Origin of the sequence: Halomicrobium katesii DSM 19301, from assembly GCF_000379085.1 — an archaeon.
Classification (GTDB): Archaea; Halobacteriota; Halobacteria; order Halobacteriales; family Haloarculaceae; genus Halomicrobium; species Halomicrobium katesii.
The window spans coordinates 1,485,820-1,507,322 of record NZ_KB905378.1 but is presented as its reverse complement, the minus strand read 5'-3'; the positions used below and the strand labels follow the sequence as shown (position 1 = coordinate 1,507,322).

Annotated in this window: 20 protein-coding genes; 13 read left to right on the top strand and 7 right to left on the bottom strand. The window is 65.4% G+C overall.

The features are described from left to right. From HALKA_RS20330 to HALKA_RS0108040, 4 genes are all read right to left on the bottom strand, one after another. A partial coding sequence (locus HALKA_RS20330) for a helix-turn-helix domain-containing protein (protein ID WP_080505808.1) occupies positions 1-497 on the bottom strand: 497 nt, incomplete at its 3' end. Positions 498-836: 339 nt separating this feature from the next. Continuing rightward, positions 837-4,958 (bottom strand): DNA-directed DNA polymerase II large subunit, encoded by a 4,122-nt coding sequence (locus HALKA_RS0108050; protein ID WP_018257500.1) that lies wholly within the window; start codon positions 4,956-4,958, stop codon positions 837-839. Beyond that, entirely contained in the window at positions 4,959-5,381 is a 423-nt protein-coding gene (locus HALKA_RS0108045; protein ID WP_018257499.1) for a PPC domain-containing DNA-binding protein, read from the bottom strand. Positions 5,382-5,417: 36 nt separating this feature from the next. Continuing rightward, positions 5,418-5,921 (bottom strand): 2'-5' RNA ligase family protein, encoded by a 504-nt coding sequence (locus HALKA_RS0108040; RefSeq protein ID WP_018257498.1) that lies wholly within the window; start codon positions 5,919-5,921, stop codon positions 5,418-5,420. A 584-nt stretch (positions 5,922-6,505) separates the two neighbouring features. On the opposite strand from HALKA_RS0108040, the gene HALKA_RS0108035 reads away from it, so the two are divergent. The 9 genes from HALKA_RS0108035 (at position 6,506) to argF (ending at position 15,756) form a co-directional block, all read left to right on the top strand. Next, the gene (locus HALKA_RS0108035; protein WP_018257497.1) at positions 6,506-7,780 is read left to right on the top strand and encodes an argininosuccinate synthase; all 1,275 of its coding nucleotides are present in this window, start codon (positions 6,506-6,508) and stop codon (positions 7,778-7,780) included. A gap of 3 nt (positions 7,781-7,783) precedes the next feature. Continuing rightward, positions 7,784-9,277 carry an argininosuccinate lyase gene (argH, locus tag HALKA_RS0108030; protein ID WP_018257496.1) on the top strand — a complete coding sequence of 498 codons (1,494 nt, stop codon included), beginning with the start codon at positions 7,784-7,786 and terminating at the stop codon, positions 9,275-9,277. Between the two features lie 258 nt (positions 9,278-9,535). Continuing rightward, positions 9,536-9,700, top strand: a complete 165-nt coding sequence (gene lysW / locus HALKA_RS0108025; RefSeq protein WP_015761750.1) for a lysine biosynthesis protein LysW — start codon at positions 9,536-9,538, stop codon at positions 9,698-9,700. A 33-nt stretch (positions 9,701-9,733) separates the two neighbouring features. Further along, positions 9,734-10,672 carry a RimK family alpha-L-glutamate ligase gene (locus HALKA_RS0108020; protein WP_018257495.1) on the top strand — a complete coding sequence of 313 codons (939 nt, stop codon included), beginning with the start codon at positions 9,734-9,736 and terminating at the stop codon, positions 10,670-10,672. Then, positions 10,672-11,709, top strand: a complete 1,038-nt coding sequence (argC, locus tag HALKA_RS0108015; RefSeq protein ID WP_018257494.1) for an N-acetyl-gamma-glutamyl-phosphate reductase — start codon at positions 10,672-10,674, stop codon at positions 11,707-11,709. The genes HALKA_RS0108020 and argC overlap by 1 nt, the downstream gene beginning before the upstream one ends. Before the next feature lie 19 nt (positions 11,710-11,728). Then, on the top strand, positions 11,729-12,598 hold the full coding sequence (locus HALKA_RS0108010; protein WP_026190218.1) for an acetylglutamate/acetylaminoadipate kinase: 870 nt from the start codon (positions 11,729-11,731) through the stop codon (positions 12,596-12,598). Continuing rightward, complete coding sequence (locus tag HALKA_RS0108005) at positions 12,595-13,725, top strand: aspartate aminotransferase family protein (RefSeq protein ID WP_018257492.1); 1,131 nt, start codon at positions 12,595-12,597, stop codon at positions 13,723-13,725. The genes HALKA_RS0108010 and HALKA_RS0108005 overlap by 4 nt, the downstream gene beginning before the upstream one ends. A gap of 85 nt (positions 13,726-13,810) precedes the next feature. Beyond that, positions 13,811-14,866, top strand: a complete 1,056-nt coding sequence (locus HALKA_RS0108000) for a [LysW]-lysine hydrolase (protein ID WP_018257491.1) — start codon at positions 13,811-13,813, stop codon at positions 14,864-14,866. Positions 14,867-14,868: 2 nt separating this feature from the next. Continuing rightward, positions 14,869-15,756, top strand: coding sequence for an ornithine carbamoyltransferase (gene argF, locus HALKA_RS0107995; RefSeq protein ID WP_018257490.1), 888 nt, complete (start codon positions 14,869-14,871; stop codon positions 15,754-15,756). Between the two features lie 712 nt (positions 15,757-16,468). Here argF and HALKA_RS0107990 read toward each other — a convergent pair. The 3 genes from HALKA_RS0107990 to HALKA_RS21350 all read right to left on the bottom strand — a co-directional run bounded on the left by HALKA_RS0107990 (position 16,469) and on the right by HALKA_RS21350 (position 19,206). Continuing rightward, positions 16,469-17,248 carry a hypothetical protein gene (locus HALKA_RS0107990; RefSeq protein WP_155119383.1) on the bottom strand — a complete coding sequence of 260 codons (780 nt, stop codon included), beginning with the start codon at positions 17,246-17,248 and terminating at the stop codon, positions 16,469-16,471. A gap of 536 nt (positions 17,249-17,784) precedes the next feature. After that, positions 17,785-18,684 carry a hypothetical protein gene (locus HALKA_RS0107985; protein WP_018257488.1) on the bottom strand — a complete coding sequence of 300 codons (900 nt, stop codon included), beginning with the start codon at positions 18,682-18,684 and terminating at the stop codon, positions 17,785-17,787. Between the two features lie 348 nt (positions 18,685-19,032). Next, positions 19,033-19,206: a hypothetical protein gene (locus tag HALKA_RS21350; RefSeq protein ID WP_018257487.1), complete on the bottom strand. Its 174-nt coding sequence runs from the start codon at positions 19,204-19,206 to the stop codon at positions 19,033-19,035. Positions 19,207-19,675: 469 nt separating this feature from the next. Between HALKA_RS21350 and HALKA_RS0107975 the strand changes: the two genes are divergently transcribed. From HALKA_RS0107975 to HALKA_RS20895, 4 genes are all read left to right on the top strand, one after another. Continuing rightward, entirely contained in the window at positions 19,676-20,530 is an 855-nt protein-coding gene (locus HALKA_RS0107975; RefSeq protein WP_018257486.1) for a fructosamine kinase family protein, read from the top strand. A gap of 79 nt (positions 20,531-20,609) precedes the next feature. Beyond that, positions 20,610-20,846 carry a DUF8001 family protein gene (locus HALKA_RS0107970; RefSeq protein ID WP_018257485.1) on the top strand — a complete coding sequence of 79 codons (237 nt, stop codon included), beginning with the start codon at positions 20,610-20,612 and terminating at the stop codon, positions 20,844-20,846. A 48-nt stretch (positions 20,847-20,894) separates the two neighbouring features. Further along, positions 20,895-21,266 (top strand): helix-turn-helix domain-containing protein, encoded by a 372-nt coding sequence (locus tag HALKA_RS0107965; protein WP_018257484.1) that lies wholly within the window; start codon positions 20,895-20,897, stop codon positions 21,264-21,266. Positions 21,267-21,268: 2 nt separating this feature from the next. After that, positions 21,269-21,418, top strand: coding sequence for a hypothetical protein (locus tag HALKA_RS20895; protein ID WP_155119382.1), 150 nt, complete (start codon positions 21,269-21,271; stop codon positions 21,416-21,418). The last annotated feature ends 85 nt before the right edge of the window (positions 21,419-21,503 follow it).

Here is a 21,503-nt window from a genome sequence, read left to right as displayed (position 1 = left end):
TTTTTTTCGACTGTTTGTTGAAATTCGGCTTCTTGTTCTGGATCAGCCTCGTGATTTCGCGGCCGTGCTGTCCGGCAGGACAGCCCGGCCTTTCCCAGGAGTTTCCGAGCGTGGCCTTCGCTGTATTCGACTCCGTACTCTTGTTTGACATGGTGAAGGAGCAGTTTCGGCGACCACGCTTGTTGCTCGTAGCCGAGTTCTGTCGGCGATTGTTGGAGCCGCTCGAAGAACTGTTTGCGTTCGTGTTTGTCGAGCTTCGAGGGGCGGCCTGGTCTGGATTCGTCGTAGGGAGCTTGCTCGATCGGTTCTTCAGTGAACCGATCGAGCCAGTTGCGGATCGTCTTCTCCACGACACCATGTCGTTCAGCTAGTGTCTCGTGTTCATCGCCCTGCTTTCGGCCGATTGCAGCAAGAACACGTTCTCGAGGAACCTCACCCTCTGTTTGTTCACGGAGCTCCTGAAGCTCTTCCAGAGTGATATCGTCTAACCGTCCCATTACCGCAAATTGAGTCTACACTGGCAAATACTTTCGCACGACTGTATGAGTCCTGGCTAGCCTCAAGCTTTCGATACCTAGACCGTCTGTACGCATTACGAGCATCCGAGCGGCCGAGCGGTCCGGAGGACCCGGCAGGTCACCGGGAGACCCGCTTGGCTCACGTGTCGCTTCGTCGTCGGGTGGCATACCACCCGACTGCCCGAGGGACCGTCGGCCCCTCCCTACTCACGATAATCACGCGAATCGCTCCGCGATTCGCGCCTTTTTGTCCGAGCTTTTTGCGCAAGTGGTTCGAGCGCGCGGAGCGCGACTCGAACCCGTAGGAAAAAGGTCGTCTCACATAAAGTCCGCAATCCCGCTCTGCTTGTTTTTATCGTTCTCGAACACGCGCTTGATCGACTTGTCGAGGATTTCGAGGCGCTGTTTGGTGTACTCCCGGCAGTCGAACTCCTCGGCGACCATCGTCGCCGTGTCGATATATTTGTTGACCGAGCCCTCGTGGACCGTGAGGTTGACCCGACCGCCACACTCCCGGCAGTCGCCGGTCAGGGGCATCCGGCGGTACTTCTCGCCGCAGTCGAGACACCGGACTTCCTGGCGGGAGAAGGCCCGGAGGTTCCCGATCAGGTCCGGCAAGAAGTGGTACTCGATGATTCGTTCGGCCACGTCAGTCTCGTCGACGGCCCGCAGCGTCCGCGAGAGATCGAGCTGGGCGTCCATCTTGTCGGTCATCGAACCGAGCGTCTTGTAGGCCGACAGGTCCGGGCCGAGCGCGATGTCGGTGGTGTCGTGGGTGTGATCGAAGCCGGTGTACTCGTGGTCGGTGCCCAGCGTCTCCTCGGCGATGGTCATGATCTCCTCGACGTCCTCGGGGTCGGCCATCTCCCGGGTGGCCTCGTAGAACTCGCGGGGATACTCCCGCATGATGTCCATGTTGTGGGCCTCGTCGTCGATCTCGCTGGGGTCGATCCGCGAGGACATGACGAGTGGCGCGTCCATCTTCCCACCCCGCTGGTTCGGCAGGAACGTCTTGCTGAAGTTCAGCAGGCCGTCCATCAGCAGCATCACGCAGTCCTCGTCGCCGTCGCACTGGCCGGAGTAGGTGCCCTCAATGGCGACCCGGTGGGTGTCGGCGACGGTGAGACAGTAGACGTGGTTCGTGTCGCTGTCGACGTACTCGACCGACACCACTTCGTCGAACGGAACGCCGTCGTCGGCACCCGCCGAGGGCTGTGGGGCATCGCTCGCCGTCATCACGGTCGTCTCGCCGCCGTCGTAGGCCGGGAGTTCGTCGCCGGCAGAGAGTTCGCTGGCCGGTGCTTCTTCGAGCCCGTCACCGCTCCGCCGGAGCATCGTGTGGTCGGGAGTTACCCGCAGCGAGCGGTCACCGACCTCGATGCGGACCATGTGATCGGGAGCGTGATGTTTCGAGACCGCCTCGACGGGCTTGCGACACGGGCGACCGTCGGCGTCGACCGAGGGCACCGTGACCTCGCTGTCCAGTTCCTCGACCAGGGTCCCGAAGTCGTCCTCGCGCGGGTCGTCGAGTCGCTCCTCGACAAGATCGGCGATAGGGCCGTACTGCCAGTCGCCAGCCTCGTCCTCGTACCAGAGTCGCGATTCGGGGTGGAAGCAATTGCGCCGCTTGGCGGCGTGGAAGTACGGATGCGCGTATCCGACCGCCGCGGAGGTGAAGCCGACGACGCGCCCGACCGTCGCGGCGCTGGTGTGGGGTGCCATCCCGAAGACGAGTTCGCCGACGAGGTCCTCGCGGTCGTCGAGTTCGTAGAACCGATCGAGCCCGTAGTACTGCTCTAGGAGGTCGTCGACGAACGCGGCGGTCTGGAGCATGTGCTCGGCCGCGCCGTCGGAGAGCACCACGTCCTGGACCCTGAGCTCGACGAGCTGGTCCTCGTGGCGCAGCGGGTCGCCGTGGATGTCCGACTCGTAGCCCAGCCCGCGGAGCTGGTCGACGCTGACGTCGAGTTCCGACGCCCGGACCGCGGTGACCGGTAGGTCCGTCATGTCGTAGCGGACGGTGCCGTCTTTGAACGCCGACACGTCGTGTTTCGCCCGGAGGATCCCCTTCTCCATCGGTTCGGGAATCTTCTCCTTGGAGGTCAGTCCCTCGACGCCTTTGACGATGTCGAAGGCCGTCTCGCGTTCGCCGACGGCACCCAGCGCGTCGCGGAACTCCTCGCCGAGGTCGATGGCCTCGTACTGGGTGGGGTAGGCCATCGTCTCGCAGTGGGCACACTCGACGCGGCCCGACTCGTCGGGCTCGACCTCGGAGTCGCAGTCGGGACAGACGTAGACGGCGTCGGTGACGCCGTTGCAGTCCGGACAGCGGCCCCGAAAGGTCTCGGTGCCACAGTCCCGACAGCGGCGGCGACCGACCTCCACCTCGACGAGGCCCTGCTGGTCGTTCATCTCCTCGGCGTGTTTGGTGGCGTCGGCGACCGAGCGCTGAGCGCCGCCGGCCTCGTCGATGGGAAACAGCGTGTGGACGGCCGGGGACAGCTCTCGCTCCTCTGATTTCTCGGGGCGACCCATCCGGTTGCCGATCCGGGTCGGGGCGCGCTCGCGGAGCCGGACGGGAGCGATCTCGTTGATCGCCTCGATGGCGTTGTCGCCGTCCGCGTACGTGCTGGCGTGCTCCGAGAGGTCGTCGAGCGACCACTCGCGTTCGAGAGCGGCGTCGAAGCCCAGCGTCCGGACCAGCGGCTCCCAGTCGGGAACGACGACGGTGTCCTCGCGCTGAGTGTGCTCGACCAGCAGGTGTTCGAGCGTCTGGACGACGGGCTCGCGGTTCGGGAGGACGAGGTCGCCGTCGGTGCCCCGGCCGGGCGACGGCGTCGGCGCGACCGCGCCGTCCGTCTCGGCCCTCTCGGCGTCTTCGACGGCGGCCGCCAGCGCGCCGACGGCGTCGACGGTCACGTCGTGCCAGCAGTAGGTGTATTTCGGGTGCAGAGGGGCGTCGTAGTCGGTCGCCCACCGCAGCGCCTCCTCGGCGGTCGGGTCTGTCAGGTCGACGTGAACGTCGTCTTGCAGGGCCTGCACGTCGCCACCGGCGTCGTCGAACTCCTGTCGCCACCACTCGACGGTGTAGGAGGCCGGCACGAGCGGGTAGTTGTTCTCGACGAACTCGCCGTAGTTGACGAGGTACTCGCCCAGATCCAGCACCTTCTCGACGCCGTTGCGGACCTCGATGGCCTCGGCCGGGTCGTCGATCCGGCGCACGTCCCCGTTGGCGAGCTTGACCGTCGGCCCCTCGATGGTGTCGACCGGGACCACGCCAGCGGCCTTGCCGGGCCGTTCGGTCTTGATCTGGGTGCCGGTCGCGAGGAAGTCGTCGACCAGGTGCATCGTCGCGGGGTGGACGCCGGCAGTCGCGTTGCCGTGGTTGCGCGCCCGGCCGTACCGCAGGCGAAAGCCGCCGGGTTCGCTCGGATGTGAGAAGACCGGTCGGCCGGCGATGAGGTCACGGAGGAACTTCGTACTGGGATCAGCACGCGGCGGGCCGTCGTCCTCGCCCGTAGAGGTCTCGTCGCCCTCGTCGTCGTCTCCGTCGTCTCCCTCGTCGGCCGCGTCCTCCTCGCCGTCCTCGTCGCCGTCTTTGCCGATCGTTCCGTCGATGAGGTCTTGCAGCCACGGCCAGTCGACCTCCGCTAAGTTGCGGGTGTAGCGCTGGATCTTCGGAGCCTTCAGCGCGATGCCCTCGGCGGCGACGAGACACATCCCACCGCGGGCGGAGTTGGTGTCGACCCGTTCGAGGTCCCGAAAGCCCGAGACCTCCTCGTCGCCGGTCGCCTCGCCGTCCAGCATGATCGGCATGTGCTCGGCGATGAACTTCGACTCCTTCTCCTTGGGCGAGTACTGGAGGCCCGTCTCCTTGTCGTACAGCTCGATCTCCTCGGCGTAGCGGTTGATCTCCTCGTCGCGGGCCTCGTACTCCTCGATGCCCAGCAGCGCGCGGGCGTAGTCGGCCACGAGAACCGAGAGCGCCTGTGCGGTCCCGCCGGCCGAGCGGATCGGGCCGGCGTAGTAGACGTTGACGAACTCGGTGCCGTCGTCGTTTTCGAGGATCTCGACGCGGTCGATCCCCTCGATCGGCGCGGCGACGACCCCCTCGGTCAACAGGGCGACGGCCGTTCGAACGGCACCCTCGACCTTGCCGGCCTTGGAGTCGTAGTCCCCGACCTCGCCCTCCACGAAGTCGGAGACCAGCTCCAGTGCGGCCTCCTCCCTGCTCATCTCGCCTTCGAGTTCGCGGACGCGTTCGGCGACGCCGTCGATCCCGAGGATGTTCTCGACGCGGTCGGCCATGTCCCGGGCCGTCGGGATCTCGACCTCGGGGACGGGATCGCCGCCGCGTCGCTTGGCCGCCTGGGCCACCTCGAAGGCGTCGTCGAGCTGGGATTCCAGGCGGTCGAAGTAGCGTTCGTCGACCTCGCGCATCTACAGCCCCCAGAGGTCCAGATCCGTCGTCTCGTCGTGCTCGCGCGCGAGTTCGGCGTCGAAGGCGCGAACGTGGAGTTCCCCGGCGAAGACGGTCGCGCTGTTGAGGTGGCCCGCAAGCGCCGATCCGTCGGGTCGCGAGAGGACGGCATGGGTGTGGGCGAACGGCTCCCCGTCGAGCAGCGAGACGTTGCCGACGCAGGCCGCCACCTCCAGCGGTTCCGGGAAGGTCACGGCGTCGTACTCTTGGCGGTCCTGGTCGTAGAAGTAGATCTCGGCGTCCTCGACGGCACCGAGCCCCTGGAGGAAGGCCGCGTCGATCCCCTGCTCGTCGGCGAAGTCCTCGATCTGGGCGCGCCAGTCGCGCCCGGTTTCGAGCCGACAGACGTACTCTCGGGTGGTCTCGACTTCGCGATAATCCATACTGGAGTGAGAGGGCAGGGCAGGCCAAAAGGGTTGTCACCCGAGAGAAACCCGGCCGGACTCCACCGCGTGGGCCGCGTCGTAGAAGGCCAGTTCGTCGACGACCCACTCGATCGGTTCGATGTCGCGGTCGAGGAGCCGCCGCCCGCTGGCCCGATCACCGCCACGCGCGACGGTGACGTGTGGCGTGTACTCCTCGCCCTCCAGCCGCGGGACGGTGTGGAACGCGTCACAGAGCGTCCGGTGGAGGTCGTGCAGCCCCGGGCTCTCGACGGCGAGATAGACGACCGGTGCCGTCCCCGAGGTCGGCTCGGCGAACCAGTCGACGCCCGTGATCCGGACCGCGACGGCGGGCTGATCGGCGAGGACCTCGCGGGCGCGGGCCTCGACGACGCTGGCGGGATGGTCGTCGGTCGCCAGGCGCTTTGCGACCATCGAGTGCTCGCCCCGGGGACGCGGGCTGGCGCTCGGCCACTCGCGAGCTAAGTCGCTCGCCAGCCGCGCGACATCGCCCGGAATGGGGACGTTCAGGCTGAACACGTCCGGACCGACGACGGCGACGGCGAAAAGCGACGCGATTTCGGCCGGTCGTACACGCGGCCGAAAGCCATGTACCGCGAGGCGGCAAACACCGAGTGATACGGTTTATTGTAGTTGCTTACCGGTGATCGTTGCCACGGAGTAGACAATCACCGGTAAATCGCTACAATAACCCGTATGAGATGTCGACAGCTCGCCGGAGGCGCGCCACCGTGCTGGCGCTCGGGGACGTGAAATAATCACACACCGCGTGTGACTCGGAACCTATTTATATCGAACCTCGGATAGTGGCGAGTACATGAGTCAGACTGCGACCGCTGGCGGACGCGAAGTCCTCAGCGGCGAGTCTGGCGCTCTTCTTCGACAGCGGCGACGACGACGGGGCCGTTTCTAGGCCCACAATACTCACACTCCCGATTTCCGGTTCGTTCGACTCCAAATCACCGACCACCGTCTGTTGGTCGCGTCGTCGCGGCTGTCGTCACCCCGCCTGCGCTCACACGCCTCGTGTGATCGACCCCGCGGGCGATGACGACGGGTGCGGGCGGCGAAAATCACGGACACGCCACCCAAACACGAAACCCATGACACCAGAAACCGCATCCGGAACCGTCGCACTCGCCTTCTCGGGCGGGCTCGACACGACAGTCTGCGTATCGCTGCTGAAAGAGGAGTACGGCTACGACGAGGTCGTCGGCGTCACCGTCGACGTGGGCCAGCCCGACTACGAGTTCGAGGAGGCCGAAGAGACCGCCGAGGCGCTCGGCGTCGAGCAGTACGTCGTCGACGCGAAGGAGGACTTCGCGGACCTCTGTCTGAAGGCCGTCAAGGCCAACGCCGACTACCAGGGGTACCCGCTCGGGACCGCGCTCGCGCGCCCGGTCATCGCCAAGGCCATCCTCGAAGTCGCCGAGCGAGAGGGCTGTTCGGCCGTCGCGCACGGCTGTACGGGGAAGGGCAACGACCAGCTGCGCTTCGAGTCCGTCTGGCGCGACTCCGAGCTGGACGTGATCGCGCCCGTCCGCGAACTCGGGCTGACCCGCGAGTGGGAGAACGAGTACGCCCAGGAGAAGGGGCTGCCGGTCGAGGGCGGCGACGGCGGACGCTACTCCATCGACACGAACCTCTGGAGCCGCTCGATCGAGGGCTCCGAGCTCGAAGACCCCAGCACGATCCCGGAGGACGACATCTACAAGTGGACCGAGAACCCCTCGGGCAAGGAGGCCGAACTGGTCGAGATCACGTTCGAGCAGGGCGAGGCCGTCGCCGTCGACGGCGACGATCTCGGCAAGGTCGAGCTGATCGAACAGCTCAATTCCCAGGCCGGTGCCCACGGGATCGGTCGCACCGACATGATGGAAGACCGCATGCTCGGGCTGAAGGTCCGCGAGAACTACGAGCACCCCGCCGCGACGGTGTTGCTGACCGCCCACGAGGCCCTCGAAGGGCTGGTCCTCACTCAGGAAGAGCGTGCGTTCAAGGCCCAGGTCGACCAGGAGTGGTCCCAGAAGGCCTACGAGGGGCTCGTCGACGCCCCGCTCGTGAGTGCGCTCGAAGCGTTCGTCGACGACACGAACGAGCGCGTCACCGGCACCGTCACGGTCAAGCTGGAAGGCGGCCACTGTCGCCCGGTCTCGCGCGAATCGGAGTACGCCGTCTACAGCGAGTCCGCAGCGTCGTTCGACGAGGAGGACGTGACCGGCGGCATCACCCAGGAAGACGCGACCGGCGTCGCCAAGTACCACGGCTTCCAGTCGCGTCTGGCGAACAGGATTCTCGAAGACGCGAAGACGGGCGAAGCCGTCGCCGACGGTGGCAGTGAAGCCACAGACAGCGCGAACGGCGAGAGCGAGGACTAGACGATGAGCGACGGAGAGCACGACGACGGCGCGGGCGAGGCGACCGGCGAGAGCGTCGTCCGCCGGGACCGCTTCTCGGGCGGCCCCGCCCGCTCGTTCCTCTCCTCGCTCGACGACGACGAGCGCATCTTCGCGGCGGATCTGGCGGTCGACCGCGCCCACGTCGTGATGCTCGCAGAACAGGACATCGTCGACCGCGAGACGGCCGGCGAGATCCTGTCGGCGCTCGCAGACGTGGAGGCGGCCGGACACGGAGCGCTCCCCGAGGGCGAAGACGTCCACGAAGCCATCGAGTCGGCGGTCATCGACCGCGTGGGAGCCGAGGGCGGGAAGATGCACACGGCTCGCTCGCGCAACGACGAGGTGGCGGCCTGTATCCGCTATCGCCTGCGCGGGGACCTGCTCGCGCTGATCGAGACGGTCGTCGAGGCCCGCGAGCAGGTCCTCGCCGTGGCCCGCGAGCACACCGAGACGGTGATGCCCGGCTACACGCACCTCCAACCGGCACAGCCGACGACGGTCGCCCACTGGATCGCCTCCTACGAGCAGGCCCTGCAACGGGACACCGCACGCCTGCTGGACGCCTACGATCGGGTCAACCAGAACCCGCTCGGGGCGGCCGCGTTCGCCGGGACGCCGTTCGACGTGGACCGCGAGCGCACCGCGGCGCTGCTGGGCTTCGACTCGGTGCTCGAAAACTCGATGGACGCCTCCGCGACGCGCGATTTCCTCGTCGAGACGACGAGCGCGGTCGCGACGCTCGCGACGACGCTGTCGGGGCTGGCCGAGGACGTGATCGTCATGGCGAGCAAGGGCCACGTCGAGCTGGCCGACGACTACTCGTCGACCTCCTCGATCATGCCCCAAAAGAAGAATCCAGACACGCTGGAGCTCGTGCGCGGTCGCACCGGCGACGCGACAGCCGGGCTGAACGGCCTGTTGACGAACCTGAAGGGCCAGCCCCGCGCGTACAACCGCGACCTCCAGCGGGCGGGTCGCCACGCTTGGGACGCCGTCGACAGCGTCACCGAGAGCGTCGCCGTCGCGACCGGCGCGGTCGCGACCGCCGACTGGCCCGCCGAGACGCTGGCGGCCGCGGCCGGCGACGGCTTCTCGACGGCGACCGGCGTCGCGGACCTGCTGGCGATGGCGGGCCTGCCCTTCCGGACGGCCCACGAGCTGGTGGCCGAGGCGGCGGGCGACATCGAGGGCGGCGACGCGCCCGACTACGAGACGATCGACGCGGTCGCCCGGGACCGGCTCGGCGAGTCACTGTCGGCCTACGCCGACCGCGAGGACGTGGAGGCGGCCCTGGAGCCGGCCGAGAGCGTCGCGATGCGTGACTCCGCCGGAGGCCCTGCGCCCGAGGCCGTCACGGCCCAGCTGTCGGCGGCCGAGGAGACGCTGGCGGCGGACCGGAACGCGCTCACGACGCGTCGGGAGCGTGTCGAGTCGGCCGACGAACGGCTTGACGCGGAGGTCGATCGCTATGTCTGAGCCCGCCCGCCGTCGCTGTCAGAGTGGCGTCGTCACCGCGGCGCGGCGACGCGGGTCGCGGACGGGCAGCCCGGAGCGTGATCGGCGGCTGATCGACCGACGATCCCCGCGAGGGGAAATACTACCATAAAACTGATACAGATATCAGGACAGTCCCGTTTTTCGGATTTTCGCGCCCTTAGAGACGAGTATAGATACCTAATTAATTCTGATAGGTTCGAAGAGCTTAAGTGCAATGGGGCGCGAGTGAGTGATACAATGGCAGAATGCGTCGAATGCGGGGCGGAAGTCTCGCTGCACGACAACCTCGAAGCCGGAGAGATCGTCGACTGTGCGACCTGTGGTGCCGAGCTCGAAGTGCTCTCGGCCGATCCCGTCGAGCTCGACTCGGCCCCCGAGCTCGAAGAAGACTGGGGCGAGTAACGACGGCGGGCGGCCGAGCGCGGTGATACAACAATGAATGTAGGAATACTCTACTCGCGGATTCGTCGGGACGAGAAGCTCCTGCTGGAGGAGCTGCGCGATCGAGACCACGAGGTCACGAAGATCGACGTCCGGAAACAGCGGTTCAACATGAGCGAGCCGCCGGCCGCCTTCGACGGCGTCGACATCGTCGTCGATCGGTGTCTGGCGACGAGCCGGTCCGTGTACGCCACCAAGTTCGTCGAAGCCTACGACGTGCCGGTGGTCAACACGCCGGGGACCGCGGAGATCTGTTCGGACAAGGTCAAGAACAGCCTCGCCCTGGTCGACGCCGACGTACCGACGCCGAACACGGACGTGGCCTTCACCAAGGACGCCGCGATGGAGTCTATCGAGGAGTTCGGCTACCCCTGTGTCCTCAAGCCCGTCGTGGGCTCGTGGGGTCGCCTGATGGCCAAGATCGATTCGCGCTCGGCCGCCGAAGCCATCCTCGAACACAAGGAGACCCTGGGCCACTACGAACACAAGGTGTTCTACGTCCAGGAGTTCGTCGACAAGCCCGGTCGAGACATCCGCGTGCTGGCGACCGACGGCGAGCCAGTCGCCGCGATGGTCCGATCCTCGGACCACTGGCTGACAAACGCCGCGAAAGGGGCCGAGACCGACGCCTTCGAGCTCGACGACCGCGCGCTGGAGCTCGTCGAGCAGGCCAGCGACGCGGTCGGCGGCGGTCTGCTCGGGATCGACCTGATGGAGACCGGCGTCGACGAGGACAGCGAGGCGGGAACCGCCTCGGACAGCGCGAGCGGCGGCAAGCCGCGAGTGGGCGACCCCGAGGACTACACGGTCCACGAGGTCAACCACACCGTCGAGTTCAAGGCGCTCGACGAAGTGAGCGACGTGGACGTGCCCGCCGAAGTCGTCGACTGGCTCGAAACGAAAGCCGAACAGGAAGCCGGGGTGACCGCCTGATGACGTTCTCCGCGAGCGTCGTCGGCGGCTCGGGCTTTACCGGCGGGGAACTCCTTCGCCTGCTCGATGGCCACCCCGAGTTCCGGATCGTGCAGGCCACGAGCCGCTCGAAGGAGAACAAGACGGTCGGTCACGCCCACCCGAACCTCCGACACAAGGACCTGCGCTTTTCCAGCCCGGCGGACCTCGAATCCGTCGACGTGCTGTTCGCGGCGACGCCCCACGGCGTCTCGATGGAGCAGATCGACGCGTTTCGAGACGCCGCCGACACCGTCGTCGACCTCTCGGCGGACTTCCGCCTCGACACTGAGGCCCAGTACGACGAGTGGTACGACGGCCACAGCCGTCCGGAACTGCTCGCCGACGCGGAGTACGCCCTGCCGGAGCTGAACCGCGAGAACCTCGCGGGCGCAGACCTGATCGCCTCGGGGGGCTGTAACGCTACGGCGACGATCATGGGCCTGTTGCCTCTCTTCGAGGCCGACATCCTGAGCGGCGACGAGCAGGTCGTCGTCGACGTGAAGGTCGGTTCCTCGGAGGGCGGCGCTGGCGGCGGCGAGGCCTCCAGCCACCCCGAACGCTCGGGGGTCGTCCGGCCGTACGCGCCGACGGGCCACCGCCACGAGGCCGAGATTCAGCAGTTCCTCGGCGTCGACGTGTCCTTCACCGTCCACGCGGTGGAGATGACCCGCGGGGCGAGCGCGACCTGTCACGTCTTCCCGGACGGGCCGGTCTCGAAGGGCGACCTCTGGAGTGCCTACCGCGAGTCCTACGAAGGCGAGCCGTTCGTCCGGATGGCTTCGGGCGGTGGCGGCGTCTACCGCTATCCGGAGCCCAAGGCCGTCGCCGGGACGAACTTCGCGGAGGTCGGCTTCGAGGTCGACCCCGCGAACGAGCGACTCGTCGTGTTCTCGGCGATCGACAACATGATGAAGGGCTCGGCCGGCCAGGCCGTCCACGCCGCCAACGTCGCGCTGGGAATCGAGGAGACGGCCGGCCTCGAACTGACCGGGTTCCACCCCGTCGGCGCACCGTGACCGCAGGAGTGAACTTTCCATGACAGTAGTTATCAAAGTCGGTGGCGCTCGTGCGGTCGATCCCGCGGGTGCCCTTTCGGACGTTGCAACGCTTGTAGAGGGCGAGCAGAGCGAGACCGCTGAACAGTCGAGCGGGCAAGGCCCGCGAGAAGACGTGGTCCTCGTCCACGGCGGCTCCACCGCCGTCGACGACACGCTCGAACGGCTCGGCATCGAACCGGAGTACGTCGAGACGCCCAGCGGCGTCGTCGGCCGCTTTACCGACGAGGCGACGATGGAGGTGTTCGAGATGGTCTTTGGCCACCTCAACACCCAGCTCGTCGCCGGGCTCCAGAGTCTCGGCGTCGACGCCGTCGGCCTCTCGGGCGTGGACGGGAAACTCCTCCACGGACCCCGGAAGTCCGCGGTCCGCGTCGTCGAGGACGGCACGAAGAAGATCAGGCGCGGCGACCACTCCGGCACGATCAAGGAGGTCAACACGGACCTGCTGTGGTCGCTGCTCGACGGCAACTACCTGCCGGTGGCCGCGCCGCCGATGGCCGGCGACGACGACGGTGAGATTATCCCCGTCAACACGGACGCCGACCGTACCGCCGCGGCGATCGCCGCCGCGCTGGACGCCCAGCTGGTCCTGCTGACCGACGTGGCGGGCGTCTACGAGGACCCAGACGATCCCGAGACGCTGATCGAGACCGTCGAGACCGGCGAGGAGTGGCAGGCCCTCGAAGCGGCCGCGGAGGGGTTCATGAGTCGCAAGATCATGGCCGCCGAGGAGGCACTCGACGGTGGCGCACCGGAAGTGGTCGTCGCCGACGCCAACGCCGACGCGCCGATCACGGGCGCACTCGACAGCGAGGGAACACACATCTACAAGGAGGCACTCCAATGAGCGGATTCGTTTTCAACGAGAAACCCATTCAGATCGAAGAAGGTGACGGCGTCTGGCTGTCCGACGATGCGGGCAACGAGTACCTCGACATGGGCGCGTCGTACGCCTGTGTCCCGCTGGGTCATCGCCACCCCGCGGTCGATCAGGCCGCCAAGAGCCAGATCGACAAGCTGACCTACGTACAGGGATCCTACCCCAACTCCGCGCGGACCAGCCTCTACGAGACGCTGGCCGACACCGCGCCCGATCCGATCGACAAGGTGTGGCTCTGTAACTCCGGCACCGAGGCCAACGAGGCCGCGCTGAAGTTCGCCCGTGCTGCGACCGGCGAGTCGAAGCTCGTGGCGACGATGCAGGGCTTTCACGGCCGGACGATGGGGTCGCTGGCGACGACCTGGAAGAGCAAGTACAAGCAGCCCTACGAGCCCCTGGCCGGCGACGTGGAGTTCGTCCCCTACGACGACTCCGAGGCCATGCGGGACGCCGTCGACGAGGAGACGGCGGGCGTCATCGTCGAACCCATCCAGGGAGAGGGCGGCATCAACCCCGCTTCGACCGAGTTCCTCGAAGCGACCCGCGAGGCGACCGAAGACGCGGGCGCGGCACTGATCTTCGACGAGGTCCAGACCGGGATGGGGCGGACCGGATCGCTGTGGGCCGCCCAGGAGTCCGGCGTCGTCCCGGACATGATCACCGCGGCGAAGGGACTTGGCAACGGCTACCCCATCGGCGCGACGCTGTGTCGCGAGTGGATCGCCGACGAGTACGGCTCCCACGCCTCGACGTTCTCGGGCGGGCCGGTCATCTCGGCGGCCGCCGACGCGACCGTCTCGACGATCGTCGAGGAGGACGTGCCCGGCAACGCCGCCGCGGTCGGCGAGTACCTCCAGACAGAACTGGAGGCCACGCTGGGCGACGAGGTTCGCGACATCCGCGGCGAGGGCCTGATGATCGGTATCGAGGTCGGCCGGGGCGCGATGGGACACCTCAAGCAGCTGGCGATGAGCGAGGGCGTGCTGGCGCTGCCGGCCGGTCGAACGGTGGTGCGGCTGCTCCCGCCGCTGACCCTCACCGAGGAGGACGCCGACCACGTCGTCGACGCGCTGGAATCGGTGATTGTAGAATGAGCGCGAGACGCCACGCATCTCGGAACGGCGAGCGGGCGGTCCCGCCCGCGAGCGAAAGGGGAATGTGCTCACCGGAGGTGGACACGTGAGCCAGACCGTCCAGGCCCCCGACCAGGAAGCCCGCGACCTGCTCGAAGCGATCGTCCGCATCCCGTCGGTCACGCCCGACGAAGAGCGGGCCGCGAAGCGACTGGTCGAGTTCTTCGACTCCCACGGCCGCGAGGCCTGGGTCGACGAGATCGGCAACGTCCGCGCGCCGGCCGACGACGGCGTGTTGCTGACCTCCCACATCGACACGGTGCCGGGCGACATCCCGGTCCGGATCGAGGAGAACGACGACGGCGAACTCGAACTGTGGGGCCGTGGCTCCGTCGACGCCAAGGGGCCGCTCTGTGCGATGGCGGTCGCCGCCGTCCGCACCGGCGCGAGCTTCCTCGGCGTCGTCGGCGAAGAAGTGGATTCGCGCGGCAGTCGGTACGTGATCGAGGACCGCGAGGGGACGCCCGACGCGGTCGTCAACGGCGAACCCTCCGGCTGGGAGGGGATCACGCTCGGCTACCGCGGTCTGCTGGCCGGCACGTACGTCGCCACCAGCGAGTCGGGCCACTCCTCGCGACCGGACAACAACGCGATCCAGGACGCGCTGGACTGGTGGGCCGCCGTCGAAGGCGAGTTCGAGAAAGACGAGTGGGAGCCCGTCTTCGAACGGGTCACCTGCAAACCCGTCGACATCGACGGGGGAGTCTCCGACGACGGGCTCTCCGTCGAGACGACGATGGACGTACAGCTTCGGGTCCCGCCGGAGTACACGACCGACGAGATCCGCGAGATCGCCGACGGCCACCTCGTCAACGGCACCGTCCACTGGGACGACAAGGTCGAACCGGTGATGCAGAGCCCCCGGACCCCGGTCGCCCGCGCGTTCCGGACCGCGATCCGGTCGGCCGGCGGCGAGCCCACCCTGTTGCGCAAGACCGGGACCAGCGACATGAACGTCTTCGCACAGTCCTGGGACTGCCCGATGGTCACCTACGGCCCAGGCGACTCGGACCTGGATCACGCGCCGAACGAACACATCCCGTTAGCGGAGTACGACCGCTCCGTCACCGTCCTCGAAGACGTGACTGAACGCCTCCTGTAACCATGCCCACGCACCTGCTCGACGTCGACGACCTGACGACCGACGAACTGACGACCGTGCTCGACCGCGCGGCCGAGATCAAAGCCGACGGCGCGTCCGACCTGCTGGCCGGGCAGACCCTCGGGATGCTCTTCGAGAAGCCCTCGACGCGAACCCGGATCTCCTTCGAGACCGGCATGACCGACCTCGGTGGCCACGCGATTTTCCTCGGTCCCGAGGACATCCAGCTGGGCCACGGCGAGCCGATCAAAGACACCGCGCGCGCCGTCTCGCGGTACGTCGACTTCCTGATGGCCCGGATGTTCGACCACGGCGACGTGGAGGAACTGGCCGAGTACGCCAGCGTTCCCGTCGTCAACGGGCTGACCGACGACGCCCACCCCTGCCAGACGCTCGCGGACCTGCTGACGATCCGCGAGCGGTTCGGCAGCTTCGAGGACGCCACCGTGGCGTGGGTCGGCGACGGCAACAACGTCTGTCAGTCGTTCGTGCTGGGCGCTGCCATGACGGATCTCGACCTGACGGTCGCGACCCCCGAGGGGTACGGCGTCGACGAGAGCGTGCTGGACCGCACCGCCGAACTCGGCAGCGTGCCCGCGACGACGACCGATCCTGAGGCCGCCATGGCCGACGCCGACGTGGTCTACACCGACGTGTGGGTCAGCATGGGCCAGGAAGACAAGCGCGAGGAGAAACTCCGGGCCTTCGAGGGGTTCCAGATCACGCCCGACGTGCTTGGCGACCGCACGCTGATGCACTGCCTGCCCGCCCACCGCGGCGAGGAGGTCACCGACGCCGCCATCGAGAGCGACAACGCCATCGTCTGGGACCAGGCCGAGAACCGCCTGCACGCACAGAACGGGTTGCTGGCGTGGCTGGCCGAGCAATAGGACCGCTCGAACGCAGTGAGAGCGGCTTTTTCACCGACGTTTTGCGACGAGTGGTTCCCGCAGCGAACGATGCGAGGCGCGCCGAAGGTGGGCCTCGCAACGTGAGCGAGGAAACCCGAGGAGCAAAAGGTCGCTGCCGGACCAGGCCGAGAACCGCCTGCACGCACAGAACGGGTTGCTGGCGTGGCTGGCCGAGCAAGAGTAGGGCGGCGAGCGGAGCGAGCCGTTTTTTCGCCCACGTTTTTCCACGAGTGGTCGCGAGCATCGCGAAGCGATCCGACGTGGAAAAAGGTGGCTGCAGAACCGCCTGCACGCACAGAACGGGCTGCTCGCGTGACTGGCCGAGCAGAAAGAGGACTATGCCGAGCGCACCGATGTATAGCTTTGTCGCACACGTTTTCTGGTTGGCTCTACAGCCACTGATCGATCAACGCACATCGCCGCCCAGCTATCGGTAGTGATCACCCGAACGGTTAGAGCTGGCTCAACAATCATAACCGTGTCCAATACGGTGGAAGTGGCCCAGGTTGCCGTCTCGAAGCCGCTACAGACGAGACGGGGTCGGACAGCAGAAATCCAGAAGATTCAAAACAGTCAGCTGAAACACTTCCCGCGATCACTGAATCCAGCTATCATCCATATTGAAAGCGTCTGAGGTCTATACCGACGTTGTACGATATCGATCGACGTATTTCAGGCCCGAGTCCTGGGTTTAGCAGGAACACTCCTGGGTCCGAACGTCCGTCTGACCTACAACTTTGATACCACAGCCCTCGTTGATTATTGAGATCGCCCCGGCACCAGCCGTCATGATAGCACCCGTAATGGCTATGACAGCCCCGGGAATTGCACCCGCCGGACCGAACGCGAAGGCCCCGATCGCGCCGATGATTATCCCCGCGATCGTCATGAACGTCCCCGTGGCCAAGAAGGCAAGTGCGATCTCGTCGGTGGTGTCGTCGTCGAAGTAGACTGTGTCACCCTCCTTCTTTGTAACACCGTCGCAGTCTTGCACCGACACTTGTTGATCCGCGGGAGAATCTGCGGTCCCGTGTGAGCGACTCCGGTCCCGAGCCCGAACGCGTCGGACCTTGGCCCGAGCTTTTGTTACCAGTTGCTCGCCCTTTTCGGTGACGTAGAGCAGGATTCTGCCGTTCTTTTTTTCGATCGTCCAGATGCCTGCGCGTACTCCTTTGTTGATATCTTCGGCGAAGTCCTGTGCCGAATACTCCCCCGCTTTCGTGAGGTTGCCTCGGGACCGTTCAGCGGAGATGGATCTGGTTCGCTGCGCAGAGATCGTTGTCACTTTCGCCATCCCACCCTCCAAGGTGATCGCGTCACCAAACCCGGAACTCCAGCCGTCTTTCTGGCTATCGCTAGAACTTCCGGAGCGGCCGGCGACGGTCTGGGAAATCAGACCACCACCGGTAACGGTTGCGCTAGTCTTGAGAATCTGTCGTCGACTCAGCGAACTTGGAATCTTTCTACTCATGCTCCAATCTAAGGATTAATTCTGTTTTGATATAACTTTCGATTAAAAAATATTAATTAGATGCCATATATTAGATTGTCAAGACTGATCGAAGAAGTGAACCACAACGTTCGGTACCGGCCATCCGTCCTCTTAGAATTACGTCGAAATGATCCTGGCACCGGATATCGAGGACAGGTGCTTACACGGATCCATCTGTGCTGGGAATCCAATTACGTGCCAGACAGAACACCTCAGAAGGCAACGACGACGAGACGGTCATCTCCCAGATGGGTGACCAGGTTTGCGAGTGGCGGAGTCACCCCGATCTCCGGCACACGTCTACGGAGAGTGAACGGAGTACGGAACGGGAACTTCTGATACTGTCGCTCGGATGGGCGTCGAGGAGAGTGACCAAGAAGTCTTTGGGACTCTTCCGGATGGAACGTCTGCGTCGAGTACGGTATCAAAGAGAACACAAAGCCGTTGTCCCAGTGACGGGACGTCTCCTTTGCGAGGGGATCCATCAGCCGGTAATGGGACAGTCCATCGAGATGTTACCTGACGCCCACATCGATCCGTTCTCGAAGCACCTCGATAACGTCGGCTTCGTCGACGGCCAGATCACGGCGGGACGCCAAGATATCGAAGTGTGGTGCCGGACGATGGAGCACGATAGCGTCGTCAGTCACAGTCAGATTGTGGAACCCCGTCCACGGGATGATCTTGCCAGCGGTTACTCCGCCTCGATGCCGGTGCTGTTCGAGTCCAATGGGGGTGACGCGATACGTGCTTTCGGACACAAGGCCGACGAGGCCGACGAGGAGGAGCGCTAGAAGGAATCCAACGGCACTCACGCCCCACCATCTCAGCAGCCAGAAGGACATCACAAAGAACGGTATCGTGAGGAAGATAACACCCACCAGGCACTTCATCTGGTCTCTGAGAGGCCATCCAGCCGTCCACTCTACGTCCACGTCCGCATCCTTGATCGACACTCGCATGAAGCGCGTGCGCGCCATGATCGTCAGTACCCCACCGAGGCACCCGGCCCCAATACCGAGGGCAAACCCAACGACCCCGACGAAACTGGCCGCAGTTGCAGGTTTCATACCTGACAGGTGATGCCCGAGGTAGAGGAGCACTTGGACCAAGTACAAGATCGCAGAGAGGACACCGAGAGCGGGTGCGAGCACCGCCATCCCGGTCGAATTAAACCAACCGACAACCGATCCCCACCGACTCACTTTCCACGCCACGAGAGTAGTGATAGCGGTTCCAACAGCTCCGAGCAACCCGATAGTGACCATGGTGTCGGCCAGTTGAAATTGGTAGACAAGGGCAATCACCAGAGCAGGAGTCAGGAGGCCCCCCACGTACAGTCCAGCTACCAGTCCGATGCGGAAGTCAAGCCGATCCGGTGTTCTTATCGCCCCGTTATCGTGGTGGGAGCTCATGAAGAGTCACTTGATTAAGGAAAGGCATGAGGGGTAATAAGTGGGCCGGTGTTGTCATTTAGTCACCTTTATCAGCCGATTTAAAACACGCTAACTCGCTCTAGCGACCGAAGGAATATCGGAGTTAGATGTCCAGTACCAGCACGAACCAAGCGATTCGTAGTAGTGTCGGGATTGTACAGTATCGTTAGCACATATATGGCTACCAACTTAGATTATCGGGCTGATGTTTATAATGGCATTACCATACTTTGATTAGTAGATTTTTGCAACCGAATATGATAAGACAAAATCGATTCCACGCCCAGAACGGACTGCTTGTAGAGTTGATCGAACAGGCGTCCAGCGTTAGCAGACATCTTCGAGCCGTCGGAGACGGACAGAAACGGCACCGTACAGCCCGACGACGAGCCCGAAGAACAGGATCGCGAACCAGACGGACGAGAGATCGCCGTCACCGGCCAGAAACAGGAACCCCCCGAACAGTTCGACCAACAGCGCAACGCCGATGGTGTTGTCCATGGCAGTTCCAGGAGCGAAAAGAGTTCTTCTCGGACCAGCGCAGTCTGGCGGTCTCCAGTCGAAACGGTACCCTTTGTGCTCCCCGTGATACGGTTTATTGGGCCGTGTTTAGACGCTCCTCAACCGGCGAGTCACGGGCCGTTGCGGTTGATCTAAAATCTGTCCTGAGTGCCTCATCGTGTCGATCTGTTCGCGGAGCATACGCCGCAAGAGCCGATTTGTACTGCGTCTAAACAAGGCCGTTTATTGTAGTTGCTTACCGGTGATCGTCGCCACGGAGTAGACGATCACCGGTAAATCGCTACAATAATCCGTATGAGTACGTTTGGCATCGGGTCGCCGCGGCCGAACCGTCGAATCGGCAGACGGTCGGCGTCCCGTCCGGCGGTCTCCATCCGAAACAGTACCCGTTCGTCACTGGCGGCGAGCAACAGCAACGTTTTCCGTCGCGCCACGGCTACGGTCAACGATGGCCTCGACACCCACGGCGGCGGTCGAAGCGGCCCTCGGCGGGTCCGTAGAAGCGAGCGAGCGGCTGGACGGCGGGATGGTCGGGGACGTGTTTCGCGTCGAACTCGCCGACGGCCGTGTCGCGGTCGCGAAGACCGGCGAGCACGACCTCTCGATCGAAGGTCGGATGCTGTCGTACCTCGCTACGGAGTCCGACCTGCCGGTGCCCGAGGTGTATCACGCCGACGCCGACCTGCTCTGTATCGAGTACGTGGCGGGCACGTCGACGATCACGCCGGCCGTCGAGCGCGACGCGGCGAGGCAGCTGGCCGATCTGCACCGCGTCGCGGGGCGGGCCTTTGGCTTCCCGTTCGACACGCTCACCGGCCCGGTCTCGCAGCCGAACCCCTGGACCGAGCGCTGGGTGTCGTTCTATCGGGACCAGCGGGTACGGTCGATCTGTGACCGGGCCAGCCGGGCGGGAGCGCTGTCGGACGAGCTGGCGACCCGCGTCGAGCGGGCGTGTGCCGACTTCGAGTCGCTGCTGAGCGAGCCCGAGACCCCCGCGCTGTTGCACGGCGACGCGTGGCGGACGAACCTCCTGACCGACGGCCGGCGAGTGACGGCATTTCTCGACCCCACCTGTTACTACGGCCACCCGGAGGTCGAGCTGGCCTACGTCGACTGGACGGAGACGTTCGGCGACGCCTTCTTCGATCGCTACCAGCGCGAGCGCGGCGTCGATCTCGGTGCAGCGTTCTGGGATCGGCGGCGCTACATCTACAGGCTCTCCCCGCTGCTCGTCCACGTCCACCTGTTCGGCGACCAGTACCGCGAGGAGCTGGCCGAGACGCTGGCCCGACTGGGCTACTGAACGATCGACGAGAGCGTCGACAGAGTGACCCAACCGCCGACGGGAACGCTCAAGACGGTGCCGGGAGAAGGGCTCGACAATGAGCGAGCGACGGACCGTCTCGGCCGGCGAGCTGGCGGTCGAGGAGCTGCTCGACCGGCTGGAATCCGGTGAACGCCTCGTCGTCCGCACGGAGTTTCTGGGTACGGACCACGAGGTGACGCTGCGCTACGACGGCTCGACGTTCTACTGTGACACCCCCACGCGACTCCACCGCCACGAGAGCCGCGAGGCGATGCGGACCTGTCTGGAGAACCAGGGCTACGCGAGCCAGTGAGCTGTAGGTAACGCGGCAATTTATCCGCGATGGCCGGCAACGTCGGGTATGGCCGCCGACCCCTCGCCCAACCGGTTCAGAGAACTGCTGCTCGACGACGAGCCGTCGCTCGACGAGGTGATGGCCTGTGTCTTCGGCATCCAGGCCCACGAGGTCCGGACCTACGAGACGCTGCTCGACTACCCCGAGAGCACCGTCGAGGAGCTGGCCGACCAGCTCGACCGGGACCGGTCGAACGTGAACCGTTCGCTGTCGACGCTGCGCGAGAAGGGGCTGGCCTCGCGTCGCCGCCGCCTGCTCGACAGCGGCGGCCACGTCTACCAGTACACGCCCACACCTCGCGATGAGGCCGCCGACTTGATGCACGAGACCCTGGAGGAGTGGGCAGAGTACGTCCACGATCGGATCGACGAGTTCTAGCGATGAGCGAGGGGCGTCGCGAGCGAAGCGAGCGACGACCCTCGATGATGCGAGCGGGAGCGCAAGCGACACGCGAGCTGCTGGGCGTGAGTAGCGAGCGACGACCCTCGATGATGCGAGCGGGAGCGCAAGCGACACGCGAGCTGCGGTGATCCTCAATCGGGCGAGCGAAGCGAGCGGGGGAGAACGGCGAACCGACAACCGCCCCACTTTTGCCGATAGGGGACTTCGCCCCCG

What these genes read in the sequence shown, in the direction of transcription:
- HALKA_RS0107975 (WP_018257486.1), top strand. Translation starts at nt 19,676, where the DNA reads ATGGCCTCGACACCCACGGCGGCGGTCGAAGCGGCCCTCGGCGGGTCC.
- HALKA_RS0108050 (WP_018257500.1), bottom strand. Translation starts at nt 4,958, where the DNA reads ATGCGCGAGGTCGACGAACGCTACTTCGACCGCCTGGAATCCCAGCTC.
- HALKA_RS0107990 (WP_155119383.1), bottom strand. Translation starts at nt 17,248, where the DNA reads ATGAGTAGAAAGATTCCAAGTTCGCTGAGTCGACGACAGATTCTCAAG.
- HALKA_RS0108020 (WP_018257495.1), top strand. Translation starts at nt 9,734, where the DNA reads ATGAATGTAGGAATACTCTACTCGCGGATTCGTCGGGACGAGAAGCTC.
- argF (WP_018257490.1), top strand. Translation starts at nt 14,869, where the DNA reads ATGCCCACGCACCTGCTCGACGTCGACGACCTGACGACCGACGAACTG.
- argH (WP_018257496.1), top strand. Translation starts at nt 7,784, where the DNA reads ATGAGCGACGGAGAGCACGACGACGGCGCGGGCGAGGCGACCGGCGAG.
- HALKA_RS0107965 (WP_018257484.1), top strand. Translation starts at nt 20,895, where the DNA reads ATGGCCGCCGACCCCTCGCCCAACCGGTTCAGAGAACTGCTGCTCGAC.
- HALKA_RS0108045 (WP_018257499.1), bottom strand. Translation starts at nt 5,381, where the DNA reads ATGGATTATCGCGAAGTCGAGACCACCCGAGAGTACGTCTGTCGGCTC.
- HALKA_RS20895 (WP_155119382.1), top strand. Translation starts at nt 21,269, where the DNA reads ATGAGCGAGGGGCGTCGCGAGCGAAGCGAGCGACGACCCTCGATGATG.
- HALKA_RS0107970 (WP_018257485.1), top strand. Translation starts at nt 20,610, where the DNA reads ATGAGCGAGCGACGGACCGTCTCGGCCGGCGAGCTGGCGGTCGAGGAG.
- HALKA_RS0107985 (WP_018257488.1), bottom strand. Translation starts at nt 18,684, where the DNA reads ATGAGCTCCCACCACGATAACGGGGCGATAAGAACACCGGATCGGCTT.
- HALKA_RS0108005 (WP_018257492.1), top strand. Translation starts at nt 12,595, where the DNA reads ATGAGCGGATTCGTTTTCAACGAGAAACCCATTCAGATCGAAGAAGGT.
- lysW (WP_015761750.1), top strand. Translation starts at nt 9,536, where the DNA reads ATGGCAGAATGCGTCGAATGCGGGGCGGAAGTCTCGCTGCACGACAAC.
- HALKA_RS21350 (WP_018257487.1), bottom strand. Translation starts at nt 19,206, where the DNA reads ATGGACAACACCATCGGCGTTGCGCTGTTGGTCGAACTGTTCGGGGGG.
- HALKA_RS0108035 (WP_018257497.1), top strand. Translation starts at nt 6,506, where the DNA reads ATGACACCAGAAACCGCATCCGGAACCGTCGCACTCGCCTTCTCGGGC.
- argC (WP_018257494.1), top strand. Translation starts at nt 10,672, where the DNA reads ATGACGTTCTCCGCGAGCGTCGTCGGCGGCTCGGGCTTTACCGGCGGG.
- HALKA_RS0108010 (WP_026190218.1), top strand. Translation starts at nt 11,729, where the DNA reads ATGACAGTAGTTATCAAAGTCGGTGGCGCTCGTGCGGTCGATCCCGCG.